The organism is Microbacterium sp. 2MCAF23 (assembly GCF_052115565.1).
In the GTDB taxonomy this organism is placed as follows: Bacteria; Actinomycetota; Actinomycetes; order Actinomycetales; family Microbacteriaceae; genus Microbacterium.
On the sequence record NZ_JBFRGY010000002.1, the window covers coordinates 258,747 to 283,902 of the forward strand.

A 25,156-nucleotide genomic window follows, 5' to 3' on the forward strand; every position below is an offset into this window, starting at 1 on the left:
ATCCGCACACGAAGCTTCACGAATACGAAGGAACCATCCATGACCGTCCTGGAGATCAAGGACCTGCACGTCACCGTCGAGACCGAGGCGGGCACCACGCCGATCCTCAACGGCATCACCCTCACCATGCGCACGGGCGAGACCCACGCCATCATGGGCCCGAACGGATCCGGCAAGTCCACCCTGGCGTACACGATCGCGGGTCACCCGAAGTACACCGTCACGAGCGGTTCGATCACGCTCGACGGTGAGGACGTCCTCGCGATGAGCGTCGACGAGCGCGCTCGCGCGGGTCTCTTCCTCGCCATGCAGTACCCGGTCGAGATCCCGGGTGTCACCGTCACCAACTTCCTGCGCACGGCGAAGACCGCGCTGGACGGCGAGGCGCCCTCGATCCGCCAGTGGACCAAGGACGTGAAGGCGTCCATGGCGAACCTGCGCATGGACCCGAAGTTTGCGCAGCGCAACGTCAACGAGGGCTTCTCCGGCGGTGAGAAGAAGCGGCACGAGATCCTCCAGCTCGAGGTGCTCAAGCCGAAGATCGCCGTGCTCGACGAGACCGACTCCGGCCTCGACGTCGACGCGCTGAAGATCGTCTCCGAGGGCGTCAACCGCGCCAAGGAGCAGACGGACCTCGGCGTCCTGCTGATCACGCACTACACCCGCATCCTGCGCTACATCCGCCCCGACTACGTGCACGTGGTCGTCGCGGGCAAGATCGTGGAGGAGGGCGGTGCGGAGCTCGCCGACCGTCTCGAGGACGAGGGCTACGATCGCTTCCTCGACCCCGCCGCTCCCATCGAAGCGTAGGCTGAAGGCATGACGGCAACGCTGACCGGAGAGAAGTACGACGAGGTCACCGAGGCGCTCAAGGACGTCGTGGACCCGGAGCTCGGGATCAACGTCGTCGACCTCGGTCTCATCTACGACCTCTCCTGGGACGAGGAGAATGACGCCCTCGTCATCCACATGACGCTCACGAGCGCCGGGTGCCCTCTGACCGATGTGCTCGAGGAGCAGACCGGTCAGGCGCTGGACGATGTCGTCGACCGCTTCCGCATCAACTGGGTGTGGATGCCGCCGTGGGGCCCCGAGCGGATCACCGACGACGGGCGCGACCAGATGCGTGCGCTCGGCTTCGCGATCTGACACGCTTCGACCGAAGGGTCTGACGCCGTATGACGGCGTCAGACCCTTCGGCGTTCCCGCGTCGATAGTCTCGAAGGGTGACTTTCGCCGCCGCACGCACCGCAGCCCTCCGCGCGCTGCCGCTCGAACAGCTTCGTCGCCGCTCCAGCACCAAATGGCGTACCTATCCGGACGACGTGCTGCCGCTGTTCGTGGCGGAGACGGACTTCCCCCTGGCCGAAGCGATCACCGAGCGTCTGCACCAGGCGATCGAGCTGGGCGACACCGGATACACCCCGCCCGACCCCGGCCTGCGGGACGCGTTCGTCGCGTACGCGCAGCGCCGGTTCGGCTGGAGCGTGCAGGGCTCGCACATTAGATCCACGTGCGACGTGATGATGGGCGTGGTCGAGATCCTGCGCGCGGTGCTGGCACCGGGGGACCGGGTGGTCGTGGCGCCGCCGGTGTATCCGCCGTTCTTCGACTGCATCGAGGAAGCCGGCGGCGTCGCGGAGCGCGTGCCGCTCCTGGACTCGGACGGATCCTGGGTCCTCGACGTCGACGGCATCGAACGCGCCCTCGCCGGCGGTGCGCGCGCCGTGCTGCTGTGCAACCCGCACAACCCCACCGGCACGGTGCACAGCCGCGCCGTGCTGGCGCGGCTGGCGGAGATCGCCGCGGCACACGGGGCCGTCGTGGTGAGCGACGAGATCCACGCGCCGTTGGTGCAGCCGGGAATCGACTTCACGCCGTTCCTCGCCGCGTCACCGCTCGCGGCGGAGATCGGCTACGCGGTCACCAGTGCGAGCAAGGCATACAACCTCGCCGGGTTGAAATGCGCGATCATGGTCACCGCGAGCGAGCAGACCGCCGCTGTGGTGCGCGGACTGCCGCCCGAGGTGGAGTGGCGCACGGGCCTCTTCGGCGCAATGGCGGCGGTAGCCGCCTGGGATCCCGCGAGCGACGCCTGGCTGGACGGCCTCCTCGTCGCCCTCGATGAGAACAGGCGACTGCTCGGTCGACTGCTCGCCGAGCACATCCCGGGTGCACGCTACCGCCTCCCGGATGCGGGCTATCTCGCCTGGGTCGACCTCCGCGACCTCGGCTGGGGCGACGACCCCGCCGGCCGGATACTGCGCGAGGCGAAGGTCGCGCTCAACCGCGGACCGACATTCGGCGCGGAAGGACGCGGGCATGTCCGCATCAATCTGGGCTGCTCGCCGGAGGTGCTGACCGAAGCCGTGCTCCGGATCGCGGCGCTGGTGCGCGGGTGACCACGCCGGCCCCCGCCGCGACCATCTGGGACCGCCACCGACTCGGCATCACGGTCGGATCCGTCGTGCTCATCTTCCTCGGCGCCATCGAGGCGCTGGCGGTGACGACGGTCATGCCGCTGGTCGCGGCCGATCTGCACGGTGATGCGCTGTACGCGGTGGCCTTCGCCGGGACGCTGGCGACCGGCGTCATCGGCATGGTCGCCAGCGGGGCATGGAGTGACAGGGTCGGCCCGAGGGCGCCGCTGTACACGGCCGTCGCGCTGTTCATCGTGGGGCTGGTGATCGCGGGGGCCGCCACCGACATGTACACGCTGGTGCTGGGCCGGCTCATCCAAGGACTCGGCGGTGGCGGGCAGACGGTCGCACTGTACGTCGTGGTGGCGCGGGTCTACCCTCCGTCACTGCACGGGCGCATCTTCGCCGCCTTCGCGGCCGCCTGGGTCGTCCCGTCGATGATCGGCCCGTTCCTCGCCGGTGCCGTCGCGCAGTTCGTGCACTGGCGCTGGACCTTCCTCGGCGTCGCCGTGCTGAACGTGATCGCATTCCTGCTCGTCATCGTCCGGCTCCGCGCCGTCGACCTGCGCACGCAACAGGATCACGCCGCCCCTGCGGACACGGCGCCGTCCGCAGGGCGGATCGGCGTCCGGATCCTGCTCTCCGTCGTCGTCGCGGTCGCCGCGGTCGCCGTCGGGTTCGCCTCCGATGCCGCCCCTGCCGTCGGCTGGCCCGTCGCCCTCGCGGCGATCGTCGCCATCGCCCTCGCGATCCGCCCCTTGCTTCCGTCCGGGGCGCTGCGTGCGGCGCCGGGACTTCCCAGTGTCGTGCTGATGCGCGGCCTCGTCGCCGGTGCGTTCTTCGCGGCAGAGGCCTACGTGCCCAGGATGCTCATGGAGCGGTTCGATTTCAGCCCCACCATCGCCGGACTCGCCCTGACCACGTCCGCCCTCGCCTGGTCGGCGGCGTCCGCCGTGCAGGGACGGTACGGCGAGAGGCTGGGCAGCCGACGGATGGTCGTCATCAGCCTGACGCTGCTGTCGGCGTCGCTGCTCGGGCTCGTCGCCCTCGCCGTCACGAGGTCGATGCCGTGGGCGGTCGTGGTGCTCTGGGGGATCGCGGGCGGCGGAATCGGGCTGCTCTACCCCCGTCTGAACGTGCTCACGCTGGCCTACTCGACGCCTGCGGACGAAGGGTTCAACTCCTCGGCGCTCTCGATCTCGGATTCGACGGGATCCGCGGTGACGATCGCCCTCGCGGGGCTGCTATTCGTGAGCCTGCCGATCGGCGGTTCGGGGTTCCCTGCGGTGTTCGCCGTGTCGGCAGCCGCCATCGTGATCGCGGTGCTGCCCGGGCTGCGGATCGGGGACGGACCCGGTGCGACCGACGCGGATGCCGTCAGCGCGGTGTCGAGGTCAGATCCGCACCGCGGCTGAGCAGGGTGATCCCCGCGTCGAACACCGCGGCGTCATGGCCACCGCGGTCCAGGGCGCCCGTGGAGCTCGCGGCGCCATAGCTCTCGCCGTGCATGCGCTGCTGCACGAGGGTGGTGTGGCCCAGGATGAACTGCAGGACGGCCGTGGCCGCGAGACCCGCGTCGGGAAGCGTCGGCGACAGCGCCGCGCGGAGCGCGTCCTCTGCGCGGGAGGGCCCGGGACGCAGAGCCGCGGAGCTCATGACGACCTCGGCGCCGTCGCGGTACGACAGCAACGCATCGCGTACGGCGTGCGCCGCATCGAGCAGGTCCTCACCGGGGGTCGGTTCGGGGATGCCCGCGAGGATCCGGTTCGAGACGGCTGACAGCAGGTCCTGCTTGCTGTCGAAGTGCCAGTAGAGGGCACTCGCCTGCACTTCGAGCTCCGTGGCGAGGCGTCGCATGGTCAGATCAGGCAGGCCGTAGCGGTCGAGCAGCTCGAGAGCGACGCCGATGATCTGCTCGCGATCGTGGCGTCCGGTGCGCGCAGGGGTCATGCGGATGAGTATACTGAACGCCGTTCAGGTGAACACTGTTCAGGAAGCGCGCTGGCCGTGACCGATCCGCCGCGCGCAAGCAGATCCGAAGGGGAACCCATGACCTCGACCTCCCGTCCGTGGGGCGCCGACGCCGCCCGCATCGCCGTCTTCGCAGCGCTGATCATCGCGCTGGGGCTCGTGATCTTCCCGCTGCCCGGCGGAGTGCCGATCACCGGACAGACGCTCGGCGTCATGCTCGCCGGCCTGATCCTCGGTCCGCGTCTGGCGCCGTTGTCCGTGCTCGCCGTCCTCGCCCTGGCCGTGATCGGCCTTCCGGTGCTGGCGGGCGGCCGAGGCGGCCTGGGGGTGTTCGTCGGTCCGAGCGCAGGGTACTTGCTGGGCTGGATCGCGGGCGTCGTCGTGATCGGACTGGTCCTTGGTTCGCGTCGTGTCACGTGGTGGCGAGCGGGTCTGGCCGCCGTGCTCGGGGGTATCGGAGTCGTGTACCTGTTCGGGATCCCCGTACAGGCGCTCGTCACAGGCGTACCGCTCGGCGCCACGGCGCTGTCGAGTCTCGTCTTCCTTCCGGGAGACCTGATCAAGGCGGCCGCCGCCACCGTGCTGTGCGTCGCGCTGCAGCGGGCTTATCCGCGGGCGTTCCTGCGGACGGCTGCGCGTGTCGCCTGACGTCGAGCTCAGCGCGGTCTCGCTGCAGTTGGACGGGCGGACGATCCTCGACGACGTGTCGATGACGCTGACGGCGCGAAGGACCGCCGTGATCGGCGCGAACGGATCGGGCAAGTCGAGTCTCGTCCGGCTGCTGAACGGGCTTCACGTCGCGACGACCGGATCCGTGCGCGTGGCAGGCCTGGATCCGGCGCGGAACACGCGCGAGGTGCGACGCCGGGTGGGCTTCGTGTTCGCGGATCCGGAGGCTCAGATCCTGATGCCGACGCCCGCGGAGGATCTGGCGCTGTCGCTGCGGGGCCTCCCCGCGGATGAGCGTACCGGGCGCGTGGAGGAGGCGCTGGACTGGTGCGGCCTGGGCGCGCTGCGCGACGCGCCCGCGTCGGAGCTCTCCGGTGGTCAGAAGCAACTGCTCGCCCTGGCCTCGGTGCTGATCGGCCGTCCGGAGCTCGTCGTCGCCGACGAGCCCACCACGCGCCTGGACCTGCGCAACAGCCGCCGCATCGGCGATGCGCTGCTGCAGCTGGAGGCGCCTCTCGTCCTGGTGACCCATGACCTCGACCTCGCCGGGCGCTGTGATGAGGTCGTGCTGATCGAGCAGGGGCGCGTGCTCGCGCAGGGCGCGCCGGACGACGTGATCTCCGCATACCTGCAGGTCTGCGCCTGAGGGCCCTGGGATGATCTCGCTCTACCGTCCCGGATCCGGCTTCCTGCACCGGACGCCCGCGGGGGTCAAGCTCGCGCTCCTGGCGCTGAGTGCGTTCTCCTTCTCGTTCGTCCCGGCGACGCAGGGCGCCGGCATCGCCGTCGGCGGTGCGGCGGCGGCGATCAGCGCGCTGTTCCTGCTGGGCGGGCTCGGCGCTCGCGCTCTGGGGGAGGCCTGGTGGCGTCTGCGCTGGTTGGTGCTCATCCTGGGCGCGACGCTCGTGGTCTTCGTGGGCATCCCGGCGGCGATCGTGAACACGGGTCGGCTCGTTGCGCTCCTGCTGCTGGCCGAACTGCTCACCCGCACCACATCGACCAGCGAGCTGATGGCGGTCATCGCATGGCTGCTCCGACCGCTGCGACCGCTCGGGGTCAACCCCGAGGCCGTGGCCCTCGTCCTGTCGCTGACTCTCACGATGGTCCCGGTCGTCGGCGGCTTCGTGCGCCGCGTCCGCGAAGCGCAGGAAGCCCGCGGAGTGCGACTGGGGCCGCGGATGGCTGTTCCCCTGCTCGTGCGCACGCTGCGGCACGCCGACGCGGTGGGGGAGGCCCTCGCCGCGCGGGGGCTGGACTGAGGCCCGCTCGTCCCGTCCCCGGCACGCAGATCCGGCCCAGCCACGCGTCCTATACTGGGAGGCTGGCCATCCGGCCGCTCACCCCCTTCTGAAGAACGGACGTCTGCTGTGCTCGCCGTGCACGATCTCGAGATCCGCGTGGGAGCGCGTCTCCTCATGGAGAACGTCTCCTTCCGCGTCGCCGACGGCGACAAGATCGGTCTCGTCGGCCGCAACGGCGCCGGCAAGACCACGCTCACGAAGGTGCTGGCAGGAGATCTGATCTCCGCCGACGGCAAGGTGGAGCGCAGCGGTGAGCTCGGGTACCTGCCGCAGGATCCTCGTTCCGGCGATCCGGAGATGCTCGCACGCACCCGGATCCTGGATGCACGCGGCCTCGGCTCCCTGCAGCTCGGCATGCGCGAGGCTTCGGAGCAGATGGGCTCGTCGGATCAGGCCGTCGCCGAGAAGGCGATGAAGCGATTCGGGAACCTGACCGAGCGGTTCGAGGCGCTGGGTGGCTACGCCGCCGAGGCGGAGGCCGCGTCGATCGCGAACAACCTGTCGCTGCCGGACCGGATCCTCGACCAGCCGCTCAAGACGCTCTCCGGCGGTCAGCGGCGGCGCATCGAGCTTGCCCGGATCCTGTTCTCCGATGCCGAGACCATGATCCTGGACGAGCCCACCAACCACCTCGACGCGGACAGCGTGGTGTGGCTGCGCGAGTTCCTGAAGGGTTACAAGGGTGGGCTGATCGTGATCAGCCACGACGTGGAGCTCGTCGGCGAGACGGTGAACCGGGTGTTCTACCTGGATGCGAACCGTCAGATGATCGACATCTACAACATGAACTGGAAGAACTACCTGCGCCAGCGGGTGGCCGATGAGGAGCGCCGCAAGAAGGAGCGTGCGAACGCCGAGAAGAAGGCGACCTCGCTGCAGCAGCAGGCCGCCCGGTTCGGCGCGAAGGCCAGCAAGGCCGCCGCCGCGCATCAGATGGTCGCCCGTGCGGAGAAGCTGCTTTCGGGGCTCGACGAGGTGCGCCAGGTCGAGCGCGTCGCCAAGCTGCGCTTCCCGAAGCCGGCGCCCTGCGGCAAGACCCCGCTCATGGCCTCGGGGCTGTCGAAGTCCTACGGTTCGCTGGAGATCTTCACCGATGTCGACCTGGCGATCGACCGCGGCTCGAAAGTCGTCGTACTCGGTCTCAACGGCGCCGGCAAGACGACGCTGCTGCGCATACTCGCAGGGGTCGACCAGCCCGACACCGGTCAGCTCGAACCCGGGCACGGCCTCAAGGTCGGCTATTACGCGCAGGAGCATGAGAACCTCGACGTCTCCCGCTCGGTGCTGGAGAACATGATGTCGGCCGCCCCCGACATCAATGAGACCGAGGCGCGCAAGGTGCTGGGATCGTTCCTGTTCACCGGCGACGACGTGCTCAAGCCGGCGGGCGTGCTCTCCGGTGGCGAGAAGACCCGTCTGTCACTCGCGACGCTGGTCGTCTCGGCGGCGAACATGCTGCTGCTCGACGAACCCACGAACAACCTCGACCCGGCCTCTCGCGAAGAGATCCTGGGTGCGCTCGCGCACTACGAGGGCGCCGTCGTGCTCGTCTCCCACGACCCCGGTGCGGTGCAGTCGCTCAACCCGGAGCGGGTGCTGATCCTGCCCGACGGTGTCGAGGACATCTGGTCCCAGGAGTATCAGGACCTCATCGAGCTCGCCTGACGCTCGACCGCCGTCGCTCTCGGAGCGGCGACGACGCGGAGGTGCGAATCGAGCGCCTCAGTGCTGCTCGACGGCGTCCAGCAGGGCGTCCTCGTCGGCCATGTCGCGGTCGCGGCGGCGCCGCGGCCCGCGCGGGGCGCGACCGGCGGCCTCGTCGCGGTGCTTGACGACCTCGGTGCGGATCACGTATCCGATGAAGATGAAGCCCATGATCGCGAACAGGATCCACTGGATCGCGTAGGAGAGGAACGGACCGGGGTCGTCGGAGGGTGCTTCGAAGGCGTGCGGGCGGGTGGCCGGCGCAGGGGACTCGCTGACGAGTTCTCCGTATGCGCCGGTGTCGACGGCGGACCCGTCGCCGATCTTGTCCGCCACGAGTGCGAGGTTGATGCTGGGCACCTGGCCCTCAGGGGCCCCGCGGCCCGACGGCGGCAGCGGTTCGGCGGGACGCAGCCGTGCGACCACCGTGGCTTCTCCGGCGGGAGGCGCCGGGATCGACGTCGGCACGTCGGATCCGTCCCCGGCGATCACCCAGCCGCGATTGACGATGAACACGCGTCCGTCGTCGGTGCGGAACGGCACGAGCACTTCGAAGGCACTGGTGCCGCCGTGCGGTCGGTTGCGCACCAGCAGCTGTCCCGATGGCTCGTACCGGCCGTGCAACTCGACCGGGTGCCACTGCGCCTTCTCGGGAAGAGCCTCTCCCGGCGCCAGCATTTCGCCGAGCGGCACGGGCTTCGCATGGTAGTTCTGCTGCACCAGCTCGAGCTGCGTCTGACGGCCGTCATTGCGGGAGAACTGCCAGTTCGACAGATAGGCGCACACGACCGCGAAGACGAGTGCGACGGCGAGGTACGCGCTCCAGCGGAGCAGGCGCTGGCGCATCATTCGAGTTCGCCCTCACCCACGGCCGTGTCGATGCGCGCCGGGAAGTCGCGGGCGCGCAGATAGTCGTACAGGAACCTCAGGTGCTCGCCGCACGCGAGCCACACCTTCTCCCTCTCGGGTCCGTGGATTCGCGGGTTGCGCCACACGATCCGATGCGTCGCCGCCGCGCGACAGCCGGCACGCGAGCATTTCAGGACGGGTTCCCTGGGGTTCACGAGCGCGGCTCGGCGGGATGCGCGACGGTCTCGGAGATCGTGATCACCGGGGGCTCCTGCGACGCGGAGGGCCGCTCCTCGGCAGGGGCCTCGATCTCGATGCGCGGCGATTCGACGCCGGTGGGTACGGAGTCGTCGCCGGCATTGGCGAAGACGACCGCGATGTACGGCAGCACGGCGGCGGCGATGCCGAACGCCCAGGTCCACCAGCCCATCGGCTGCACCACGAACATCAGCACGAAGCAGATCATGCGGATCGACATCGTGATCACGTAGTGGCGCACACGATTCCTCGCCTCGTCACGCGGTGCGCGCGGGAGGGAGGTCACGGCGGCGTCTGGAGTCCTTCTCACGATGACTCCAGCCTACGCCGCCGCGACCGGGCGGGATGCCGGGGGCGGCGGATCAGTAGCTGCTGCTGCCCTGCGAGATGCCGTAGATGATCAGCAGGAGGAAGCCCACGCCGATGATCAGGTTGAGGACCGCGCCGACGTAGCCGAGCACGAGGCCGGTGATCGCGAGAGCCTTGCCGCCGAGCGCCGAATCACGCTTGATCTTCCCCAGAGCCATGTGGCCCGTGATGATCGCGGTGAGCGATGCGAGGAAGGGGATCACGATGTAGGCGAGCCAGCACAGGAGTACGCCCGCGATGCCGCAGATGAGAGCCGTGATCGCAAGGCCGTTCGACTTCAGCGGCGCAGCGTACGGCTGGCCGTACGGCTGCGCATACGACGGCGCGGGGTATCCGGGGGACGCGGGGGCGGCACCCGGATAAGTCGGCGCAGTCGACTGCTGCGGCGCGGGGTAGGCCGGCTGCTGCGGGGCCGAGGCCGGGTAGCCCGGCGCCGGCGGCACCGGAGCCTGCGGGGCGGCGGCCGGGTAGGCGGGCTGCTGCGGGGGCACCGGCGCGCCGGGATAGGCGGGGGGCTGCTGGCCCTGGGGCGGGATGCCGCCGTTGTCGTTGCTCATGCTGCTCCTCGCGGTCGATCACAGAGACTGGTCACCTCACAGATTCGCGTGCCGTCAGGGCTCTGTCAATTCCTGCCGCCACTTCCGCTCGATAGGCTTGCGTGCCGTACACCTCGATTCTTGGGAGCCCGCATGAGCACTGATCGCGTCGTCCTCGTCACCGGCGGAAACCGCGGCATCGGTCGCGCGATCGCCGAGCGCTTCGTGCGTGACGGCTACCGCGTCGCCGTCACCGCGCGCAGCGGCGAAGGTCCCGAAGGCACACTGACCGTGCGCGCGGACGTCACCGACGCGGCGGCCGTGGACGCGGCGTTCACGGAGGTCGAGCAGAAGCTCGGCCCCGTGGAGATCGTCGTCGCGAACGCGGGCATCACGAAGGACACGCTGCTGCTGCGGATGAGTGAGGACGACTTCGACAGCGTCGTCTCGACGAACCTGGGCGGATCGTTCCGCGTCGTGAAGCGCGCGTCGAAGGGGATGCTCAAGGCGCGGTTCGGTCGGGTGATCCTCATCTCCAGCGTGGTCGGGCTCTACGGCTCGGCGGGGCAGATCAACTACGCCGCGTCGAAGAGCGGGCTGGTCGGCTTCGCGCGCTCCCTCACCCGCGAGCTCGGCGCCCGCGGGATCACCGCGAACGTCGTCGCGCCCGGATTCATCGAGACCGACATGACCGCGGAGCTGCCCGAGGACACGCAGAAGCAGTACAAGGCCAGCATCCCCGCCGGCCGCTTCGCCTCAGCCGACGAGGTGGCCGGGGTGGTCACCTGGCTCGCCTCCGATGACGCCGCATACATCTCCGGCGCCGTGATCCCGGTCGACGGCGGCCTCGGCATGGGGCACTGAAGCAGTCCTGACGGGCCGAGCCGGCGGGGATCGCTGCTGTCAGTGCACAGCCGCGACCAGGAGCTCTGCGAGCCGCTCCGGCGCCGAATACTGCGGCCAGTGGCCGGATCCGATCCGCACGACCTCGGCGTTGCGGATGCTGCGGTATTCGTCGCCGTACGAACCCCACTGCTCGAGGTATCCCTCGAGTTCGGGCTGAGTGAGCGATCCCATGAGCAGCGTCACAGGCACGTCGTAGCGACGCGGATCCGTGAGCGCGATCGGATCCGTCGGCACCTGTGCCGGCACGCTCTGCGCGGTCTCGGCAGCCGCCGCCCGCGCCCGGGCATCGAGGTCGGCGACGTCATCGGCGTCGAAGAAGTCCCAGCCCGGGAACGGGATCACTCCGTCGACGACGGGGAACTCGCTGATGCCGCTGCCGGGCGGAGGCGGGACGGTGTCGACGAACACGGCGCGACGCACGCGATCGGGCCGGGCGTCGACGGCGCCCCAGATGACGTTGCCGCCTCCGGAATGGCCGACGAGCACCACATCGCCCGCGGATTCGTCGATCGCGGCGACCACCGTGTCGACCCAGTCGCTCATGCGGATGCCGGACGATTCCGGCGCAGGGACGCCGGCTCCGGGCATGGTCAGCGGGCGCGGCGTATGACCGGCGGCGCGAAGCGGTTCGAGCACGGGTGCCCACGAGTCGGCGTCGAGCCACAGGCCGGGAACGAGGAGGATGTCCATGGATCCACGCTAAGCAGGCCCACCGACAAAGCGCCAGACCCGGCGCCGTCCGGTCTGGCGACACGGGTGTGCGATCAGGGGAGCAGCGGGATGACCTCGGACAGGTCGACAGGGCCCACCACGAGCGAGGCCGCGGCGCGGACGGCGGGCTTGGCGTTGAAGGCCAGACCGAGCCCGGCCGCGGCCATCATCTGCAGATCGTTCGCTCCGTCGCCGATCGCGATCGTGGCGTGCGGCGCGACGCCCAGCTCGGCGGCCCATTCCCGCAATGAGGCCGCCTTGGCCGCGGCGTCCACGATGTCTCCGTCGACCCGTCCGGTCAGGGCGTCGCCGCGGACTTCGAGACGGTTGGCGCGCCACCGGTCCACGCCGAGTGCGGGCGCGACGGCGTCGAGGATCTCGTGGAAACCGCCCGAGACCACGCCGACCACGCCGCCGCGCTCGTGCACCGCTGCGATGAGCTCGCGCACGCCAGGGGTGGGCTGGATGCGGCTCCGCACCCGCTCGAACGCCGCTGTGGGGACTCCCGCCAGCGCGTCCACGCGCGAGCGCAGACTCGTTGCGAAGTCGACCTCCCCGCGCATGGCGGCCTCGGTTGCGGCCTGCACCTCGGCGCGGCGCCCGGCCTCGTCCGCGAGGAGCTCGATCACCTCGTTGCGGATCAGCGTGGAATCGGCATCGAGGACGACGAGGAAGCGCGCGGAAGTCACTCGACGAGCGTAGCGGCCGGGGTCGGCCGTCTCCGCCGCTGTGACGATCACGGCAGGGGAGTGGTCAGCGCTCGATGCGCTGCCCCTTGCCCACCACCGTGAGCCCGGTCTCCGTGATCGTGAAGCCGCGCTCGAGATCGCGCTCACGATCGACGCCCACGGTCGCACCGTCCAGCAGCACCACGTTCTTGTCCAGGATCGCCCGGTGCACGCGCGCGCCCTGGCCCACCCTCACCCCGTCGAAGAGCACGGAGTCGGTGATGGTCGATCCGCCAGCGGCGAGGGTCCAGGGGCCGACCACGCTGCGCTCCAGGTGTGTGCCGGAGAGCACGGATCCGAGCGAGACGATGGAGTCGATCGCGTTTCCGATCCGCCCCACGGAGTCCCGCACGAACTTCGCCGGCGGCGAGTTCACCGCCTGGGAGTGGATCGGCCACTCCATGTTGTAGAGGTTGAAGATCGGCAGCGTCGAGATGAGATCCATGTGCGCGTCGAAGAACGACTCGATCGTGCCCACATCCCGCCAGTAGGAGCGATCGCGCGGGGAGGAACCGGGAACCTCGTTCTGCTTCATGTCGTAGAACCCGGCCTCGCCGCGGTTCACGAAGTACGGGATGATGTCGCCGCCCATGTCATGGTCGGACCCTGCGAGCTCGCCGTCGGCCTCGACGGCCTCGATGAGAGCGTCGGCGTCGAACACGTAGTTGCCCATCGAGGCCAGCACCTCGTGCGGCGAGTCCGGCAGCCCGGTCGGATCGGAGGGCTTCTCCAGGAATTCGTTGATGCGGCCGGAGTCATCGCCCGCGACGTCGATGACGCCGAACTGCGAGGCGAGTGCGAGCGGTTGACGGATGCCGGCGACTGTGGCGCGTGCGCCGGAGGCGATGTGCGCCTCGATCATCTGGGTGAAGTCCATGCGGTAGACGTGATCGGCGCCGATCACGACCACGATGTCCGGCTTCTCATCCAGGATCAGGTTCAGGCTCTGCAGGATCGCGTCGGCGGAACCGGAGAACCAGCGCTTGCCGAGACGCTGCTGAGCGGGCACCGAGGCGACATAGGAGTCGAGCAGCGCGGACATCCGCCACGTCTGCGAGATATGCCGATCCAGGCTGTGCGATTTGTACTGGGTGAGCACCACGATCTGCCGCAGTCCCGAGTTGATCAGGTTGGAGATCGCGAAGTCGATCAGCCGGTACTGCCCGCCGAACGGCACGGCGGGCTTGGCCCGATCCGCCGTCAGAGGCATGAGTCGCTTGCCCTCGCCGCCGGCGAGGATGATCCCGAAAACCTTCTTTGGTGCCGACATGCGTCCACCATAGAGCCCCGTCGCCGCGATGTACTACCTTCAGGACATGCGCGTCGACATCATCACCAAGGAGTACCCGCCCGAGATCTACGGAGGGGCCGGCGTGCACGCCGCAGAACTGGTGAAAGCGCTGCGCGGGAGCGTCGACGTACGGGTCAGGGCGTTCGGTGCGGACAGGGATGAACAGGGGGTTACGGCTTATCGGACTCCTGCCGAACTCGCCGATGCGAACGCCGCACTGCAGACGCTCGGCACGGATCTCGACATGGTGCCGGACATCGCCGGGGCCGACGTGGTGCACAGCCACACCTGGTACGCGAACTTCGCCGGGCACATCGCCTCGCAGCTGCACGGCATCCCTCATGTGCTCACCGCGCACAGCCTGGAACCGCTGCGTCCGTGGAAGGCCGAACAGCTCGGCGGCGGCTATGCCGTCTCGAGCGGCATCGAACGGCTCGCATACGAGAACGCGGCCGCGATCATCGCGGTGAGCGGAGGCATGCGCAACGACATCCTGCGCGCGTACCCGCAGGTGGACCCGGCGAAGGTGCACGTGATCTACAACGGCATCGACGTCGACGCCTGGCAGCCGGTCGACGATCCCGCGGTTCTCGCGAAGCACGGGATCGACCCGTCGCGGCCGTCCGTCGTCTTCGTCGGACGCATCACTCGGCAGAAGGGCCTGCCGTATTTCCTCCGCGCCGCCGAGAAGCTGCCCCCTGAGGTGCAGCTCGTGCTCTGCGCGGGAGCACCGGACACCCCGGAGATCCTGGATGAGGTGCGCGGTCTGGTGGCCGAGCTCACCGCGACCCGCACCGGGGTGGTCTGGATCGAGGAGTTCCTTCCGCGTCACGAGCTGTCCGCCATCCTCACTGCCGCCACGACGTTCGTCTGCCCATCGGTGTACGAGCCGCTGGGCATCGTGAACCTCGAGGCGATGGCCTGCGGCGCCGCGGTCGTGGGCACTGCGACAGGAGGCATACCCGAGGTGGTCGTCGACGGCGTGACAGGACGGCTGGTACCGATCGAGCAGGTGCAGGACGGCACCGGGACGCCCGTGGATCCGGACCGCTACGTGTCGGATCTTGCCGCCGTGCTGACCGAGGTCGTCTCGGATCCGGAGCAGGCTCGGGCATATGGCGAGGCGGGTCGGCGCCGTGCGGCGGAGGAGTTCAGCTGGGCCGCGATCGCCGACACGACGACGGCGCTCTACGAGGAGCTCACGGCCCGACCGATAGGCTGAGGGCATGTCTGCCGTCCTCGAATTCTCGGACGTCGTGGTGCGCCGCGACGGACGCAACATCGTCGATCATCTCTCCTGGACCGTCGAGGACGACCAGCGCTGGGTCGTGCTGGGGCCGAACGGCGCGGGCAAGACGACGCTCCTTCAGCTCGCAGACACGCTGATGCACCCGACGCAGGGCCGGGTGGACATCCTGGGGGAGACTCTCGGGCGGGCCGACGTCTTCGAGATCCGTCCGCGGATCGGTTTCGCCTCTTCGGCGATGGCCCGCCGGATCCCTGCCGATGAGACCGTGCTGAACACCGTCATGACGGCGGCGTACTCCGTGATGGGGCGGTGGAACGAGTCGTACGAGTCGATCGACGAGCGCCGTGCGATGCGGGTGCTCGAGCAATGGCACCTGGAGCACCTCGCCGAACGTCACTTCGGCACGCTCAGCGACGGCGAGCAGAAGCGCGTGCAGATCGCCCGAGCCGTGATGACCGACCCGGAACTGCTGCTGCTGGACGAGCCCAGCGCGAGCCTCGACCTCGGCGCACGCGAGGAGCTGCTCGCGTTGCTCGGCGGATTCGCGCAGTCGCCCACGACGCCGGCGATGGTGATGGTGACCCATCACGTCGAGGAGATCCCCGTCGGGTTCACGCACGTGCTGCTGCTGCGCGACGGCGCGATCGTCGCGGCGGGGCCGATCGAGCAGACCCTCACCGCAGAAGCGCTGAGCGAGGCCTTCGGCATGCCCATCTCGCTGGACCGGGCCGACGGGCGGTACGCGGCGCGCGCCGCGTGATCTGTTAGAATCGATCCTTGGTGCTCGTTGCGCCACAGACTTCCCTCGCCCCTGGCACAATCCAGGGCACCACGTAAGGAATCCCATGAAGACTGACATCCACCCCACGTACCAGGCCGTCGTGTTCCGCGACCTCGGCTCGGGCGACACCTTCCTGACCCGTTCGACGGTCACGAGCGACAAGACGATCGAGCTGGACGGCGTGGAGTACCCCGTCATCGACGTCGAGATCTCCTCGGCCTCGCACCCGTTCTACACGGGCAAGCAGCGCATCATGGACTCGGCCGGACGTGTCGAGAAGTTCAACCAGCGCTTCAAGAACTTCGGCGGTTCCTCCAAGTAATCGCCTCTGCGAAGGCCCCCGTCCTCGATCGAGGCGGGGGCCTTCCGTTGTCTATGCGGCGCCCGGGCCGTCGACGGCGGGCGCCGTCGAGCGGATCGTCTCGAGGGCGAAGCGGATGCCGTCGATCTTGCCCTCTGCGTGCCGGATCACGCGTCGGAAGCGATTCTTGCGCTTCGGCTCCTGAGCGAACGTCATGTGCAGGAAGTCGATGACCGTCTGCATCCTCTCGATCTCGTGTTCGAGCATCTCGATGCGCTCGGTGTCGGTCGTCATGGCGATCGCGTCTCCCTCCATCGGGTAACCCTCCATTTTACGACCCGGACCGTGGGGGCGGTATGGCGCCGGGTTCTTCGCGATCGAGCGGCAGCGTCAGAAGGATCCCGCGGGGGCGTGACGGCGGGAGGAATCGTCGTCGCGGACGGGCCAGCGGCCGTCGACGCGTTCGGTGGGCTCGATCCGGCCTATCCGCACGAAGTAGTCGGTCAGGCTCGCGGCCTGCGCACGTGCCCAGCCGATCTGCCGGGTGTGCAGCTCGCCTGCGCTCTCCGGCAGGGGGAAGCGCTGCGCGAGTGCCTGCGCGACCCGCCCTGCCGCGACGGCGTCGGCCGAGGCGTCGTGCGCGCCGGTCAGATCGACGCCGTAGTGCGCGGCCACGATCTCCAGGGTCCGCTTGCCCGGCCGGTACCGGTCGTAGGTCTTGTCGATGATCAATGGGTCGATCACCGGGGAGGGGTTCTCCAGGGGCGAGATCCGGTGCCGACGCGCCTCATGAGCGAGCAGGGAGAAATCGAAGGCCGCGTTGTACGCCACGACCGGGACGCCCTGATCGAGCAGCGACCGCAGTGCGGCCACGACCCCGGCGACGACCTGCGCAGCAGGGGAACCGTCGCGGTACGCGCGTTCGGACGTGATGCCGTGGATCGCCGTGGCACCGGCGGGGATGGGGATCCCAGGGTCCGCCAGCCAGGTGCGGGCCGCGATCTCCGCGCCGTGGTGGTCGAGCACACCGACGTGCGCGGTGACGATGCGATCCCGGGTGACGTCGATCCCGGTGGTCTCCAGGTCGAACACTCCGACGCGGGTCAACCAGGGCGGAAGGGGCGTCGAAGCGGTCATGACGCCACCGTAGGGTGCGGCTCGGACATCGCCGTTCCGGCACGCGGCAGTGCGCTCAGGCGATGCCGATCCCGCCCGTAGACTCGATGCATGCCCGCACCCTCGCCCTATGCTGCGCGTCTGGATCGCATCGCGGTGCACCGGCAGGAGGCCGAGGTCCTCGGCGGGCGTACGGCGTATTGGAGCTACGGCCCCGACGACGCCGAGGTCACCGTGCTGGCAGTGCACGGCTTCCGTGGCGAGCACCACGGGCTGGAGCCCGTTGTCGCGCACCTGCACGGTGCCGGTGGGGCAGGCTTCGCCGCCGGGATCCGCGTGATCATGCCTGATCTGCCGGGGTTCGGTGAGACCGCGCCGCTGCCCGGCCGCGTGCACGACATCGATGCGTACGCGCAGTGGCTCATCGACTTCGCCGCGGAGGTGGCTCCCGGAGCCGTGATCCTCGGGCATTCGTTCGGTTCGATCGTGGCCTCTGCCGCTGTCGCCGGCGGGCTGGAGACCCCGCGGCTGATCCTGGTCAACCCGATCGGCGCGCCGGCACTGGAGGGTCCGAAGGCTGTGCTCACGCGTCTCGCGATCCTCTACTACGCGCTCGGTGCGCGGCTGCCCGAGGGCATCGGCACCGAGCTCCTGCGCAACAGGATCATCGTGCGGGGCATGAGCATCGCCATGGCGAAGACCCGGGATCCCGAACTGCGCCGGTTCGTGCACGACCAGCACGACACGTACTTCTCACGGTTCGCTGACCGCGGGGTCCTGAGTCAGGCCTTCCGCACGAGTGTCTCGCACGATGTCCGGGAGTTCGCGCCGCACATCGCCGTCCCGACGCTGCTGATCGCGGCGCAACGCGACGACATCACGCCGATCGAGGCGGAGCGGCGCCTGGCGACGCTGTTCCCCGACGCCGAGCTCGTCGAGATCGCACACGTCGGGCACCTGATCCACTACGAGACACCGGCCGAGGCGGCGGGAGCGATCAGACGCTTCCTCCGGCCTCTCGCCGTGCCAGCCCCATAAGACCACCGACGCGGAACGGGATGACCTCGCCCATCGCGAGCGAGGTCTCGGTCCGCTCGACGCCGTCGATCGAGAGGATGCGGGCGTCGGTGTCGAAGAGATGGCGGGCGTCGCGGCACGCGACCAGGGCGAGCAGATCGATCGAGCCGCTCAGCCCGTGCGCCTGCACGACCTCCGGCACGCGCGCGAGCTCCGCGATGATCCGCGGCAGCTCGGTCTGACGGACGCCGATGCTCACGAACGCCTGCAACGGGTAGCCGATCACGGCGGGGGAGAAGGCGCGCTCGTAGGGGAGGAACACGCCGGTCTGGTCGAGGCGGGCCATCCGAGCCTGGATCGTGTTTCGGGAGAGCCGCAGCTTCTCGGCCATTGCGACCACGGTGGTGCGAGGGTCGGCCGAGAGCATCTCGAGGATGTCGAGATCGGTGCGATCGAGGGTTGCCATGTTGCCAAAGGCTAGCACCCTGCTCAGGGCGTTGATTTGGCAACATGCTCAGGACCTGCGGGAATGCTTGAGCGACGTGTCAAGCGGACGTACTCTCAAGGCAAAGCGAAGACGCACCGGATCCTTCTCACGAGGGCGGATCCACTGAGGAGGACGAAGATGTCAACCCACCTTGATCCGATCACCGTCACCGGCATCGGCCTGGACGAACCGGCCGGCCTCATCGACGCCCACGGCCGTCGCCGCAATGACACGCGTCTGACCCCGTACGTGGCCGACATCAGCTCCGCACAGCTGCTGTCGCTGCTGCGCGACATGATCGTGCTGCGCCGCCTCGATTCCGAGGGTGTCGCGCTGCAGCGTCAGGGACAGCTCGGCCTGTGGGCCCCGTGTCAGGGCCAGGAAGCTGCGCAGATCGGCTCCGCCCGCGCCCTTAAGAACGACGACGTGGTGTTCCCGAGCTACCGCGAGACCGGCGTGATGCTGGCGCGCGGGGCGCAACCCGGCGACTACGTGCGGATGTGGCGCGGTGAGGAAGGCGCCGCCTACGACCCCGCCGTGATGCACATGGCTCCGCTGCAGATCATCATCGGCGCGCAGACCCTGCACGCGGTCGGCTACGCGCTCGGCATCCTGCACGACGGCTCCGACCAGGTCGCGGTCACGTACTTCGGCGACGGGGCCACCAGCCAGGGCGACGTCAACGAGGCCATGGTCTTCGCCTCCTCCTACCGCGCCCCGGTCGTCTTCATCTGCCAGAACAACCACTGGGCGATCTCCGAGCCGGTCGCCGTGCAGTCGCAGCATCCGATCGCCGGACGCGCCCCCGGCTTCGGCATCCCCAGCATGCGCGTGGACGGCAACGACGTGCTCGCGGTGTTCGCCGCGACCCGCTGGGCTCTCGAGCAGGCCCGTGGCGGAACCCCGGCGTTCCTGGAGCTGGTCACATACCGTATGGGTCCGCACACCACGGCTGACGACCCGACCCGCTATCGGGACCCGGCCGAGCTCGAGTACTGGCGCGGCAAGGATCCGCTGGCGCGTGTGGAGGCCCTGCTGCGCGCCGAGGGTGCGCTCACCGACGAGATCGCCGCGGGCTTCGCGGCGGAGGCCGATGAGGCCGCCATGCAGATGCGGGCGGCCTGCCTCAGCCTCAGGACGCGCGAACCGCTCGCCGTGTTCGACGGGGTGTACGCGGAACCGCACACCGGCATCGCCGAGGAGCGCGCCGACTACGAGCGCTACCTCGCGACTCTCGCGGAGGTGTGACATGGCGCAGATGACGATGGGCAAGGCGCTCGGCGCCGCCCTCCGGCAGTCGCTGGCGGCAGATCCGAAGGTCGTGCTGCTCGGCGAGGACATCGGCAAGCTCGGCGGAGTCTTCCGCATCACGGACGGGCTGCTGGACGAGTTCGGCGCGGAGCGGGTGATCGACACTCCGCTGGCGGAGTCCGGAATCGTCGGCACCGCGGTCGGCCTTGCCATGCGCGGCTACCGCCCGGTCGTCGAGATCCAGTTCGACGGATTCGTGTATCCCGCCTTCGACCAGATCGTGTCCCAGGTCGCGAAGCTGCATTACCGCACGCAGGGCACCGTCCCGATGCCGATCACGATCCGGATCCCCTGGGGCGGCGGCATCGGCGCGGCCGAGCACCATTCCGAGTCGCCCGAGGCGTACTTCGTGCACACCGCAGGGCTCCGCGTGGTCGCCGTGTCGAATCCTCAGGACGCGTACACGTGCCTGCGCCAGGCCATCGCCAGCGACGACCCGGTCATCCTCTTCGAGCCCAAGCGGCTCTACCACGCCAACGGCGAGGTGGACCTGGAGACCCCACTTGCGGACGCGGCACCGATGGGGCTCGCCCGAGTGGTGCGCGACGGTACCGACGTCACCGTTGTGACCTACGGTGCGATGGTGCGCACGGCGCTCGATGCGGCCGAGGCCGCCGAGGCGGAGGGACGGTCGCTCGAGGTGATCGATCTGCGCTCGCTGTCGCCGGTCGACTACGCCACGGTGTGTGCCTCGGTGCGCCGCACCGGTCGCGTCGTGGTCGTGCACGAGGCCGCGCGCGAGGCGGGGGTCGCCGCCGAGGTCATCGCCAGCATCACCGAGAAGTGCTTCACCTGGCTCGAGGCGGCACCGCTGCGCGTCACCGGCCACGACATCCCCTACCCGCCCGCGAAGCTGGAGAAGTTCCACCTCCCCGACCTCGACCGGATCCTCGACGCGGTCGACCGGGTCTGCGACGACGAGCAACTGCTGGAAGGGGTCGACCGATGAAGCAGGAGTTCCTTCTCCCCGACCTCGGTGAGGGCCTCACCGAGGCGGAGATCGTGCAGTGGCTGGTCGCCGAGGGCGACACCGTCACCTTGAACCAGACGCTCGCCGAGGTGGAGACCGCCAAGGCCATCGTCGAACTGCCCTCACCGCACGCCGGCGTGATCACGTCGCTGCACGCCGCCGCCGGCGACGTCGTTCCGGTCGGCGCCCCGCTGGTGGGCTTCGAGATCGAAGGTCAGGCTGCCACGGCCCCCAAGGCTCCGGCGTCCGCCGAGGTCGAGGAGGGCTCAGGGCCGAACCTCGTCGGCTACGGTGCGGCGCCGTCGAACGGCCGCCCGCAGCGTCGTGCCCGCCGGGCCGCGGCCGGATCCGCGTCCGCGACGACCACGGTAGCCTCCGACGTCGACGTGCGCGTCGCCGCACCGCACGATGACATCGTGGTCGTCCCCGCGCCGCCCGTGCGCGGGGAGCGTCCGCGTTCGACGCCGCCGGTGCGGGCCTACGCGAAGAGCCTGGGCGTGGACCTCGCGCTCGTCTCCGCCGAGCTGGGCGACCGGGTGATCACCCGCGCGGACGTGGACGCCTACCGTGAGCGCGTCGGGCAGCGCGGCGCAGGCGCGCCCGCCGAGACGACTGCAGCTCCGGCGCCGACCGCAGCGCCCGCCCGCGCCGCCAGGGGGGAACGGGCGACCACCCGCGTCCCGATCAGGGGCGTGCGCAAGCACACCGCCGAGGCGATGGTGCAGAGCGCGTTCACCGCACCGCACGTGACCACGTTCCACACGGTCGACGTCACCGCGACGACCGAACTGATCGCCTCGCTGCGGGCGAGCGCCGCACCGGACGCACCGCGCATCGGAGTGCTCACCGTGGTCGCGAAAGCCGTCTGCCTCGCGCTCGCGTCCTATCCCGGGCTGAACTCGCGGTGGGACGGCGAGGCGGGCGAGATCGTGCAGCAGCATTTCGTGGACCTCGGCATCGCCGCCGCCACCGAGCGCGGGTTGATCGTGCCCATCATCCGCGATGCCGAACGGATGCCGCTCGGTGAACTCGCGGCGGCGGTCGCCGAGCTGACCCGCACGGCGCGGAGCGGCAAGACCCCGCCGGCCGATCTGGTCGGCGGCACGTTCTCGCTCACCAACATCGGCGTGTTCGGGATCGATGCCGGCACCCCGATCCTGCCGCCGGGGCAGACCGGGATCCTTGCGCTCGGCGCAGTGCGGCGCATGCCGTGGGAGCACAAGGGCGAGATCGCGCTGCGCGACGTCATGACGCTCAGCTTGTCCTTCGACCACCGGATCGTGGACGGGGCCGAGGGGGCGCAGTTCCTGAAGGCCGTCGCCGACGTGCTGCAGGAGCCCGGCCGGGCGATGCTGCTGGGCTGAACGTGACTGACCGCGCGGTCCCGGGCCGCGCGGTCAGCGGTTCCGGGGGCGGTCCAGCCCGAGCACCCGCCGGGTCAGGCGCCGTTCCCGCACGATGAAGACCGTGCCGAGCACCCAGAGCGGGACCTGGGTGAGGAACGCCCAGCGGAACGCGTCGAGCGAGTAGGTGGCAGGCGTGCCCGCGCCCTGCAGGTCGAGCGCCAGGCCGATCAGGAAGATCGCGATGAGTGCGGCGAGGAAGCCCCCGCCGTTGACCACTCCGGTGGCGGTGCTCAGCCGATGCTGGGGGTTGTGCGTGCGCGCGTGGTCGAACGCGACCATCGAGGCCGGGCCGCCGGTCGCCAGCGCGATGGCCAGCAGGATGAGCAGCCACAGTGGAGCCGTGCCCGGCCACAGGATCACACCGAGCCAGACGAGCACCTGGAGGGCGATCGTCGGCAGCACGAGCATCAGCGATCGGCTCGTCGGATGGCGCGCCGACAGCGTCCCGAGGACAGGACCGAACAGGATCCCGAAGAACACGTAGACCGTCGTCACGAGCGAGGCCGCGCCGATCGAGAGGCCCTCGCCGCTCGTGAGGAACGGGATGCCCCACAGCATCATGAAGGCCGTACCGGCGAACGGCGTCGTGAAGTGGGTCCAGAATCCGAGTCGGGTCCCGGGATGCGCGAGAGCTTCACGCAGGGAGACGCGCAGATCCGCCTGAGAGGTGACGACGCGAATCGCGCCGGTGTCGGTGTTGACCGAGACGTCCTCGGTCAGCTCGGGCGGGCGGTTGCGGATCAGGGCGAATACGAGGACCGTGAACAGCACGCCGAGCCCCGCGAGAGAGCCGAACGTGACGGACCACGTGGTGGAGTGCAGCAGGACGGGCAGGGGGAGCAGCGCGACGAGCTGACCGAGCTGGCCGACGATCCCGGTCAGTTGGGCCATCAGCGGGCCGCGCTGCGCGGGGAACCAGATCGCGACGAGGCGCAGCACGCCGGGGAAGATCGCGGCGTCGCCGGCGCCGAGGATCATGCGCGCGACGATCGCGACCCCGACGTTCGGCGCGAACGCCATCACGAGCTGGCCGACGGCCATGAGCAGCATGCCGGCGACCATGATCGGCCGGGATCCGAAACGGTCCAGCAGCAGACCCACGGGGATCTGCATGAGCCCGTACACCGCGAGCTGGAGCACCGCGAAGAGCGACAGCGTCGATGCGTCGGCCTGGAACAGGTGCGCGGCGTCCACTCCGACGGCGGACAGGGACGTGCGGTTCGTGATCGACAGCACGTAGGCCGACACGCCCACGATCCAGATCAGCCACATCCGCCAGGTCGGTGCAGGGGCAGGATTCACGGCTCTCCTCGGGATCGGCGGCGTCTTCGATCCTACGCCCGACCTCGTTCCCGACCGGGTTGCCGCCCCACGGGATCGACGTTCAGACGGTGGCCGTGTCGAGCAGCCGCAACCCGCCGCCGTCCATTGCGAATCGGTGCTCGGAGGCGTTCCCCAGTCGTTCGCCGGGCGCAGGGAGCGTGCCACCCGAGGCATGCTCGAGCAGGGCCCGGATCACGCCGCCGTGGGTGCACACCAGCACCGACTCGACTCGTGGTGCCGAGCGGCGCCGCGCCGCCAGATCGATCCGGGCGAGCGATGCGAGTGCGCGCTCCGTCAGCTGCTGTGCAGTCTCGGCACCGGGCACCTCGTCGCGACGCGCTCCGAACCGCTCCCGGTACTGGTCCCAGAGCAGGCCCTCCGCCTCACCGAACTCGTGCTCGCGCATTCCCACGGTGATCAGCGGCGCCGGGAGCCCGAGCTCGTGGGCGATGATCTCCGCGGTCTCCCGCGCCCGGCCGAGCGGGCTCGCATAGGTGTGATCGAAAGAGGCGCCGGCGAGTCGCGCGGCGGCGGCTCGCGCCTGGGCGCGCCCGGTGTCGTTCAGAGGGATGTCGGTGGATCCCTGGATCCGGCCCTCGAGGTTCCAGTCCGTCTCGCCGTGTCGGATCAGGGTGATGAGGGTCATGAGAGCAGCTCCTGAAGGGCCGGGAGGACGACGCTCGTGGACGCCGCGATGGTCGCGGAGGCCCAGGCGTCGGCCCGGGTGGGCTCGAGATTGACGATGACGATGGGAAGACTGCGGCGGCGGGCGCGCTCGATGATGCGGATCCCGGAGTTCACGACCAGCGAGGATCCGGCGACGATCAGCGCGTCGCCCGAGCGCAGCAGCGCCTCTGCAGTGGCGAACCGCTGGGCCGGGATGAACTCGCCGAAGAAGACGACGTCGGGCTTCAGCGGCCCTGCGCAGACCGTGCAGATCGGCAGGACGAAGCCCTCGGTGGTCTCGGGGCGGACGTCGCCGTCGGGCCCGAGCAGCACCTCGTCCGGAACGTCGAGCCAGGCGTTGCGCGCCTCGATCTGCGCTGCCACGGCGTCGCGGGAGAAGCTCTGCCCGCAGTGCAGGCAGAGCACCGCGCGCATGGTGCCGTGCAGCTCGACGACGCGCGCGGATCCGGCGGCGAGGTGGAGGCCGTCCACGTTCTGCGTGATGACGCCGGCCGCGCGGTCGGCCTTCTCGAGCCCGGCGATGGCACGGTGGCCGGGATTCGCCGCGGCGGTGCCGAACGAGCGCCAGCCGAGATGTCCGCCCAGCCAGTACCGGCGCTGCGCGTCCTGGGAACCGAGGAAAGTCTGCACAGTCATGGGTGCACGCCGCGGTGTCGATCCGGCTCCGCGGTATGCGGGGATGCCCGAGTCGGTGGAGAGCCCGGCCCCTGTGAGGAAGGCGATGCGACGGCCGGCGAGCAGTTCCGCGACGGGCTCGAGCTGCGCGTGCAACGACGACATGCTGCTGTTCATCCG

General features: G+C 69.7%; 30 protein-coding genes. 16 read left to right on the forward strand and 14 right to left on the reverse strand.

Going from position 1 to position 25,156, the window contains the following annotated elements:
- Positions 1–39 precede the first annotated feature (39 nt).
- From sufC to AB4078_RS02705, 4 genes are all read left to right on the forward strand, one after another.
- Positions 40–810: a Fe-S cluster assembly ATPase SufC gene (gene sufC, locus AB4078_RS02690; RefSeq protein ID WP_440731684.1), complete on the forward strand. Its 771-nt coding sequence runs from the start codon at positions 40–42 to the stop codon at positions 808–810.
- 9 nt (positions 811–819) lie between these two features.
- Positions 820–1,149, forward strand: a complete 330-nt coding sequence (locus AB4078_RS02695; RefSeq protein ID WP_045252088.1) for a metal-sulfur cluster assembly factor — start codon at positions 820–822, stop codon at positions 1,147–1,149.
- A 77-nt stretch (positions 1,150–1,226) separates the two neighbouring features.
- A complete protein-coding gene (locus AB4078_RS02700) occupies positions 1,227–2,402 on the forward strand; it encodes a MalY/PatB family protein (protein ID WP_441975850.1) in 1,176 nt (391 codons plus the stop codon).
- Positions 2,399–3,835, forward strand: a complete 1,437-nt coding sequence (locus AB4078_RS02705; RefSeq protein ID WP_441975851.1) for an MFS transporter — start codon at positions 2,399–2,401, stop codon at positions 3,833–3,835. The genes AB4078_RS02700 and AB4078_RS02705 overlap by 4 nt, the downstream gene beginning before the upstream one ends.
- Here AB4078_RS02705 and AB4078_RS02710 read toward each other — a convergent pair.
- Positions 3,798–4,370, reverse strand: a complete 573-nt coding sequence (locus AB4078_RS02710) for a TetR family transcriptional regulator (protein ID WP_441975852.1) — start codon at positions 4,368–4,370, stop codon at positions 3,798–3,800. The two genes, AB4078_RS02705 and AB4078_RS02710, sit on opposite strands and share 38 nt — an antisense overlap.
- Before the next feature lie 99 nt (positions 4,371–4,469).
- Here AB4078_RS02710 and AB4078_RS02715 point away from each other — a divergent pair, with 99 nt between their 5' ends.
- From AB4078_RS02715 to AB4078_RS02730, 4 genes are all read left to right on the forward strand, one after another.
- Positions 4,470–5,039, forward strand: a complete 570-nt coding sequence (locus AB4078_RS02715) for a biotin transporter BioY (protein WP_441975853.1) — start codon at positions 4,470–4,472, stop codon at positions 5,037–5,039.
- Entirely contained in the window at positions 5,029–5,706 is a 678-nt protein-coding gene (locus tag AB4078_RS02720; RefSeq protein WP_441975854.1) for an energy-coupling factor ABC transporter ATP-binding protein, read from the forward strand. Before AB4078_RS02715 ends, AB4078_RS02720 begins: the two co-directional genes overlap by 11 nt.
- A 10-nt stretch (positions 5,707–5,716) precedes the next feature.
- Positions 5,717–6,319 (forward strand): energy-coupling factor transporter transmembrane component T family protein, encoded by a 603-nt coding sequence (locus tag AB4078_RS02725; protein WP_441975855.1) that lies wholly within the window; start codon positions 5,717–5,719, stop codon positions 6,317–6,319.
- Between the two features lie 108 nt (positions 6,320–6,427).
- Entirely contained in the window at positions 6,428–8,026 is a 1,599-nt protein-coding gene (locus AB4078_RS02730) for an ABC-F family ATP-binding cassette domain-containing protein (RefSeq protein WP_441975856.1), read from the forward strand.
- Positions 8,027–8,083: 57 nt separating this feature from the next.
- Here the strand turns inward: AB4078_RS02730 and AB4078_RS02735 are convergent, their stop codons facing one another.
- The 4 genes from AB4078_RS02735 to AB4078_RS02750 form a co-directional block, all read right to left on the reverse strand.
- Complete coding sequence (locus tag AB4078_RS02735) at positions 8,084–8,914, reverse strand: SURF1 family cytochrome oxidase biogenesis protein (protein ID WP_440731692.1); 831 nt, start codon at positions 8,912–8,914, stop codon at positions 8,084–8,086.
- On the reverse strand, positions 8,911–9,060 hold the full coding sequence (locus AB4078_RS02740) for a hypothetical protein (RefSeq protein WP_440731693.1): 150 nt from the start codon (positions 9,058–9,060) through the stop codon (positions 8,911–8,913). The genes AB4078_RS02735 and AB4078_RS02740 overlap by 4 nt, the downstream gene beginning before the upstream one ends.
- Positions 9,061–9,125: 65 nt before the next feature.
- Complete coding sequence (locus tag AB4078_RS02745; RefSeq protein ID WP_441975857.1) at positions 9,126–9,458, reverse strand: DUF3099 domain-containing protein; 333 nt, start codon at positions 9,456–9,458, stop codon at positions 9,126–9,128.
- A 76-nt stretch (positions 9,459–9,534) separates the two neighbouring features.
- Positions 9,535–10,098, reverse strand: coding sequence for a DUF4190 domain-containing protein (locus AB4078_RS02750; protein WP_441975858.1), 564 nt, complete (start codon positions 10,096–10,098; stop codon positions 9,535–9,537).
- A gap of 132 nt (positions 10,099–10,230) precedes the next feature.
- On the opposite strand from AB4078_RS02750, the gene fabG reads away from it, so the two are divergent.
- Positions 10,231–10,941 (forward strand): 3-oxoacyl-ACP reductase FabG, encoded by a 711-nt coding sequence (fabG, locus tag AB4078_RS02755; RefSeq protein WP_440731696.1) that lies wholly within the window; start codon positions 10,231–10,233, stop codon positions 10,939–10,941.
- 39 nt (positions 10,942–10,980) lie between these two features.
- Here fabG and AB4078_RS02760 read toward each other — a convergent pair whose 3' ends face one another.
- From AB4078_RS02760 to AB4078_RS02770, 3 genes are all read right to left on the reverse strand, one after another.
- Positions 10,981–11,673: an alpha/beta fold hydrolase gene (locus tag AB4078_RS02760; RefSeq protein WP_441975859.1), complete on the reverse strand. Its 693-nt coding sequence runs from the start codon at positions 11,671–11,673 to the stop codon at positions 10,981–10,983.
- A gap of 74 nt (positions 11,674–11,747) precedes the next feature.
- Positions 11,748–12,383 (reverse strand): phosphoserine phosphatase SerB, encoded by a 636-nt coding sequence (gene serB / locus AB4078_RS02765; protein ID WP_441975860.1) that lies wholly within the window; start codon positions 12,381–12,383, stop codon positions 11,748–11,750.
- 64 nt (positions 12,384–12,447) lie between these two features.
- Positions 12,448–13,692 carry a glucose-1-phosphate adenylyltransferase gene (locus AB4078_RS02770; RefSeq protein ID WP_440731699.1) on the reverse strand — a complete coding sequence of 415 codons (1,245 nt, stop codon included), beginning with the start codon at positions 13,690–13,692 and terminating at the stop codon, positions 12,448–12,450.
- 46 nt (positions 13,693–13,738) lie between these two features.
- On the opposite strand from AB4078_RS02770, the gene glgA reads away from it, so the two are divergent.
- The 3 genes from glgA to AB4078_RS02785 all read left to right on the forward strand — a co-directional run bounded on the left by glgA (position 13,739) and on the right by AB4078_RS02785 (position 16,065).
- On the forward strand, positions 13,739–14,935 hold the full coding sequence (gene glgA / locus AB4078_RS02775) for a glycogen synthase (RefSeq protein ID WP_441975861.1): 1,197 nt from the start codon (positions 13,739–13,741) through the stop codon (positions 14,933–14,935).
- Positions 14,936–14,939: 4 nt separating this feature from the next.
- A complete protein-coding gene (locus tag AB4078_RS02780; protein WP_441975862.1) occupies positions 14,940–15,722 on the forward strand; it encodes an ABC transporter ATP-binding protein in 783 nt (260 codons plus the stop codon).
- An 85-nt stretch (positions 15,723–15,807) separates the two neighbouring features.
- Positions 15,808–16,065, forward strand: coding sequence for a type B 50S ribosomal protein L31 (locus tag AB4078_RS02785; RefSeq protein ID WP_233309421.1), 258 nt, complete (start codon positions 15,808–15,810; stop codon positions 16,063–16,065).
- 51 nt (positions 16,066–16,116) lie between these two features.
- Here AB4078_RS02785 and AB4078_RS02790 read toward each other — a convergent pair whose 3' ends face one another.
- On the reverse strand, positions 16,117–16,338 hold the full coding sequence (locus AB4078_RS02790) for a hypothetical protein (protein WP_441975863.1): 222 nt from the start codon (positions 16,336–16,338) through the stop codon (positions 16,117–16,119).
- A 96-nt stretch (positions 16,339–16,434) separates the two neighbouring features.
- Complete coding sequence (locus AB4078_RS02795; RefSeq protein WP_441975864.1) at positions 16,435–17,181, reverse strand: exonuclease domain-containing protein; 747 nt, start codon at positions 17,179–17,181, stop codon at positions 16,435–16,437.
- Between the two features lie 90 nt (positions 17,182–17,271).
- On the opposite strand from AB4078_RS02795, the gene AB4078_RS02800 reads away from it, so the two are divergent.
- The gene (locus tag AB4078_RS02800; RefSeq protein ID WP_441975865.1) at positions 17,272–18,198 is read left to right on the forward strand and encodes an alpha/beta fold hydrolase; all 927 of its coding nucleotides are present in this window, start codon (positions 17,272–17,274) and stop codon (positions 18,196–18,198) included.
- Here the strand turns inward: AB4078_RS02800 and AB4078_RS02805 are convergent.
- Complete coding sequence (locus tag AB4078_RS02805; protein ID WP_440731705.1) at positions 18,158–18,643, reverse strand: Lrp/AsnC family transcriptional regulator; 486 nt, start codon at positions 18,641–18,643, stop codon at positions 18,158–18,160. The two genes, AB4078_RS02800 and AB4078_RS02805, sit on opposite strands and share 41 nt — an antisense overlap.
- A 159-nt stretch (positions 18,644–18,802) precedes the next feature.
- Here AB4078_RS02805 and AB4078_RS02810 point away from each other — a divergent pair, with 159 nt between their 5' ends.
- Genes AB4078_RS02810 through AB4078_RS02820 form a run of 3 tightly spaced genes read left to right on the forward strand, consistent with a single transcriptional unit; the run spans position 18,803 to position 22,309 of the window.
- Positions 18,803–19,912: a thiamine pyrophosphate-dependent enzyme gene (locus AB4078_RS02810; protein WP_441975866.1), complete on the forward strand. Its 1,110-nt coding sequence runs from the start codon at positions 18,803–18,805 to the stop codon at positions 19,910–19,912.
- 1 nt (position 19,913) lies between these two features.
- Positions 19,914–20,924 carry an alpha-ketoacid dehydrogenase subunit beta gene (locus tag AB4078_RS02815; RefSeq protein WP_441975867.1) on the forward strand — a complete coding sequence of 337 codons (1,011 nt, stop codon included), beginning with the start codon at positions 19,914–19,916 and terminating at the stop codon, positions 20,922–20,924.
- Positions 20,921–22,309, forward strand: a complete 1,389-nt coding sequence (locus tag AB4078_RS02820; RefSeq protein ID WP_441975868.1) for a dihydrolipoamide acetyltransferase family protein — start codon at positions 20,921–20,923, stop codon at positions 22,307–22,309. Before AB4078_RS02815 ends, AB4078_RS02820 begins: the two co-directional genes overlap by 4 nt.
- A gap of 33 nt (positions 22,310–22,342) precedes the next feature.
- On the opposite strand, the gene AB4078_RS02825 is transcribed toward AB4078_RS02820, so the two are convergent.
- The 3 genes from AB4078_RS02825 to AB4078_RS02835 form a co-directional block, all read right to left on the reverse strand.
- On the reverse strand, positions 22,343–23,623 hold the full coding sequence (locus AB4078_RS02825) for an MFS transporter (protein ID WP_440732426.1): 1,281 nt from the start codon (positions 23,621–23,623) through the stop codon (positions 22,343–22,345).
- Between the two features lie 112 nt (positions 23,624–23,735).
- Positions 23,736–24,320, reverse strand: a complete 585-nt coding sequence (locus AB4078_RS02830; protein WP_441975869.1) for a histidine phosphatase family protein — start codon at positions 24,318–24,320, stop codon at positions 23,736–23,738.
- A complete protein-coding gene (locus AB4078_RS02835) occupies positions 24,317–25,153 on the reverse strand; it encodes a Sir2 family NAD-dependent protein deacetylase (protein ID WP_441975870.1) in 837 nt (278 codons plus the stop codon). Before AB4078_RS02835 ends, AB4078_RS02830 begins: the two co-directional genes overlap by 4 nt.
- Positions 25,154–25,156: the final 3 nt, after the last annotated feature.

Excerpts from the sequence above, each read along its gene's own strand:
- AB4078_RS02760 (WP_441975859.1), bottom strand. The coding sequence starts at position 11,673 with ATGGACATCCTCCTCGTTCCCGGCCTGTGGCTCGACGCCGACTCGTGG.
- AB4078_RS02715 (WP_441975853.1), top strand. The coding sequence starts at position 4,470 with ATGACCTCGACCTCCCGTCCGTGGGGCGCCGACGCCGCCCGCATCGCC.
- AB4078_RS02770 (WP_440731699.1), bottom strand. The coding sequence starts at position 13,692 with ATGTCGGCACCAAAGAAGGTTTTCGGGATCATCCTCGCCGGCGGCGAG.
- fabG (WP_440731696.1), top strand. The coding sequence starts at position 10,231 with ATGAGCACTGATCGCGTCGTCCTCGTCACCGGCGGAAACCGCGGCATC.
- glgA (WP_441975861.1), top strand. The coding sequence starts at position 13,739 with ATGCGCGTCGACATCATCACCAAGGAGTACCCGCCCGAGATCTACGGA.
- AB4078_RS02735 (WP_440731692.1), bottom strand. The coding sequence starts at position 8,914 with ATGATGCGCCAGCGCCTGCTCCGCTGGAGCGCGTACCTCGCCGTCGCA.
- AB4078_RS02800 (WP_441975865.1), top strand. The coding sequence starts at position 17,272 with ATGCCCGCACCCTCGCCCTATGCTGCGCGTCTGGATCGCATCGCGGTG.
- sufC (WP_440731684.1), top strand. The coding sequence starts at position 40 with ATGACCGTCCTGGAGATCAAGGACCTGCACGTCACCGTCGAGACCGAG.
- AB4078_RS02790 (WP_441975863.1), bottom strand. The coding sequence starts at position 16,338 with ATGACGACCGACACCGAGCGCATCGAGATGCTCGAACACGAGATCGAG.
- AB4078_RS02695 (WP_045252088.1), top strand. The coding sequence starts at position 820 with ATGACGGCAACGCTGACCGGAGAGAAGTACGACGAGGTCACCGAGGCG.
- AB4078_RS02815 (WP_441975867.1), top strand. The coding sequence starts at position 19,914 with ATGGCGCAGATGACGATGGGCAAGGCGCTCGGCGCCGCCCTCCGGCAG.
- AB4078_RS02810 (WP_441975866.1), top strand. The coding sequence starts at position 18,803 with ATGTCAACCCACCTTGATCCGATCACCGTCACCGGCATCGGCCTGGAC.
- AB4078_RS02710 (WP_441975852.1), bottom strand. The coding sequence starts at position 4,370 with ATGACCCCTGCGCGCACCGGACGCCACGATCGCGAGCAGATCATCGGC.
- AB4078_RS02820 (WP_441975868.1), top strand. The coding sequence starts at position 20,921 with ATGAAGCAGGAGTTCCTTCTCCCCGACCTCGGTGAGGGCCTCACCGAG.
- AB4078_RS02835 (WP_441975870.1), bottom strand. The coding sequence starts at position 25,153 with ATGAACAGCAGCATGTCGTCGTTGCACGCGCAGCTCGAGCCCGTCGCG.
- AB4078_RS02780 (WP_441975862.1), top strand. The coding sequence starts at position 14,940 with ATGTCTGCCGTCCTCGAATTCTCGGACGTCGTGGTGCGCCGCGACGGA.
- AB4078_RS02785 (WP_233309421.1), top strand. The coding sequence starts at position 15,808 with ATGAAGACTGACATCCACCCCACGTACCAGGCCGTCGTGTTCCGCGAC.
- AB4078_RS02725 (WP_441975855.1), top strand. The coding sequence starts at position 5,717 with ATGATCTCGCTCTACCGTCCCGGATCCGGCTTCCTGCACCGGACGCCC.
- AB4078_RS02750 (WP_441975858.1), bottom strand. The coding sequence starts at position 10,098 with ATGAGCAACGACAACGGCGGCATCCCGCCCCAGGGCCAGCAGCCCCCC.
- AB4078_RS02795 (WP_441975864.1), bottom strand. The coding sequence starts at position 17,181 with ATGACCGCTTCGACGCCCCTTCCGCCCTGGTTGACCCGCGTCGGAGTG.
- AB4078_RS02805 (WP_440731705.1), bottom strand. The coding sequence starts at position 18,643 with ATGGCAACCCTCGATCGCACCGATCTCGACATCCTCGAGATGCTCTCG.
- AB4078_RS02825 (WP_440732426.1), bottom strand. The coding sequence starts at position 23,623 with ATGTGGCTGATCTGGATCGTGGGCGTGTCGGCCTACGTGCTGTCGATC.
- AB4078_RS02830 (WP_441975869.1), bottom strand. The coding sequence starts at position 24,320 with ATGACCCTCATCACCCTGATCCGACACGGCGAGACGGACTGGAACCTC.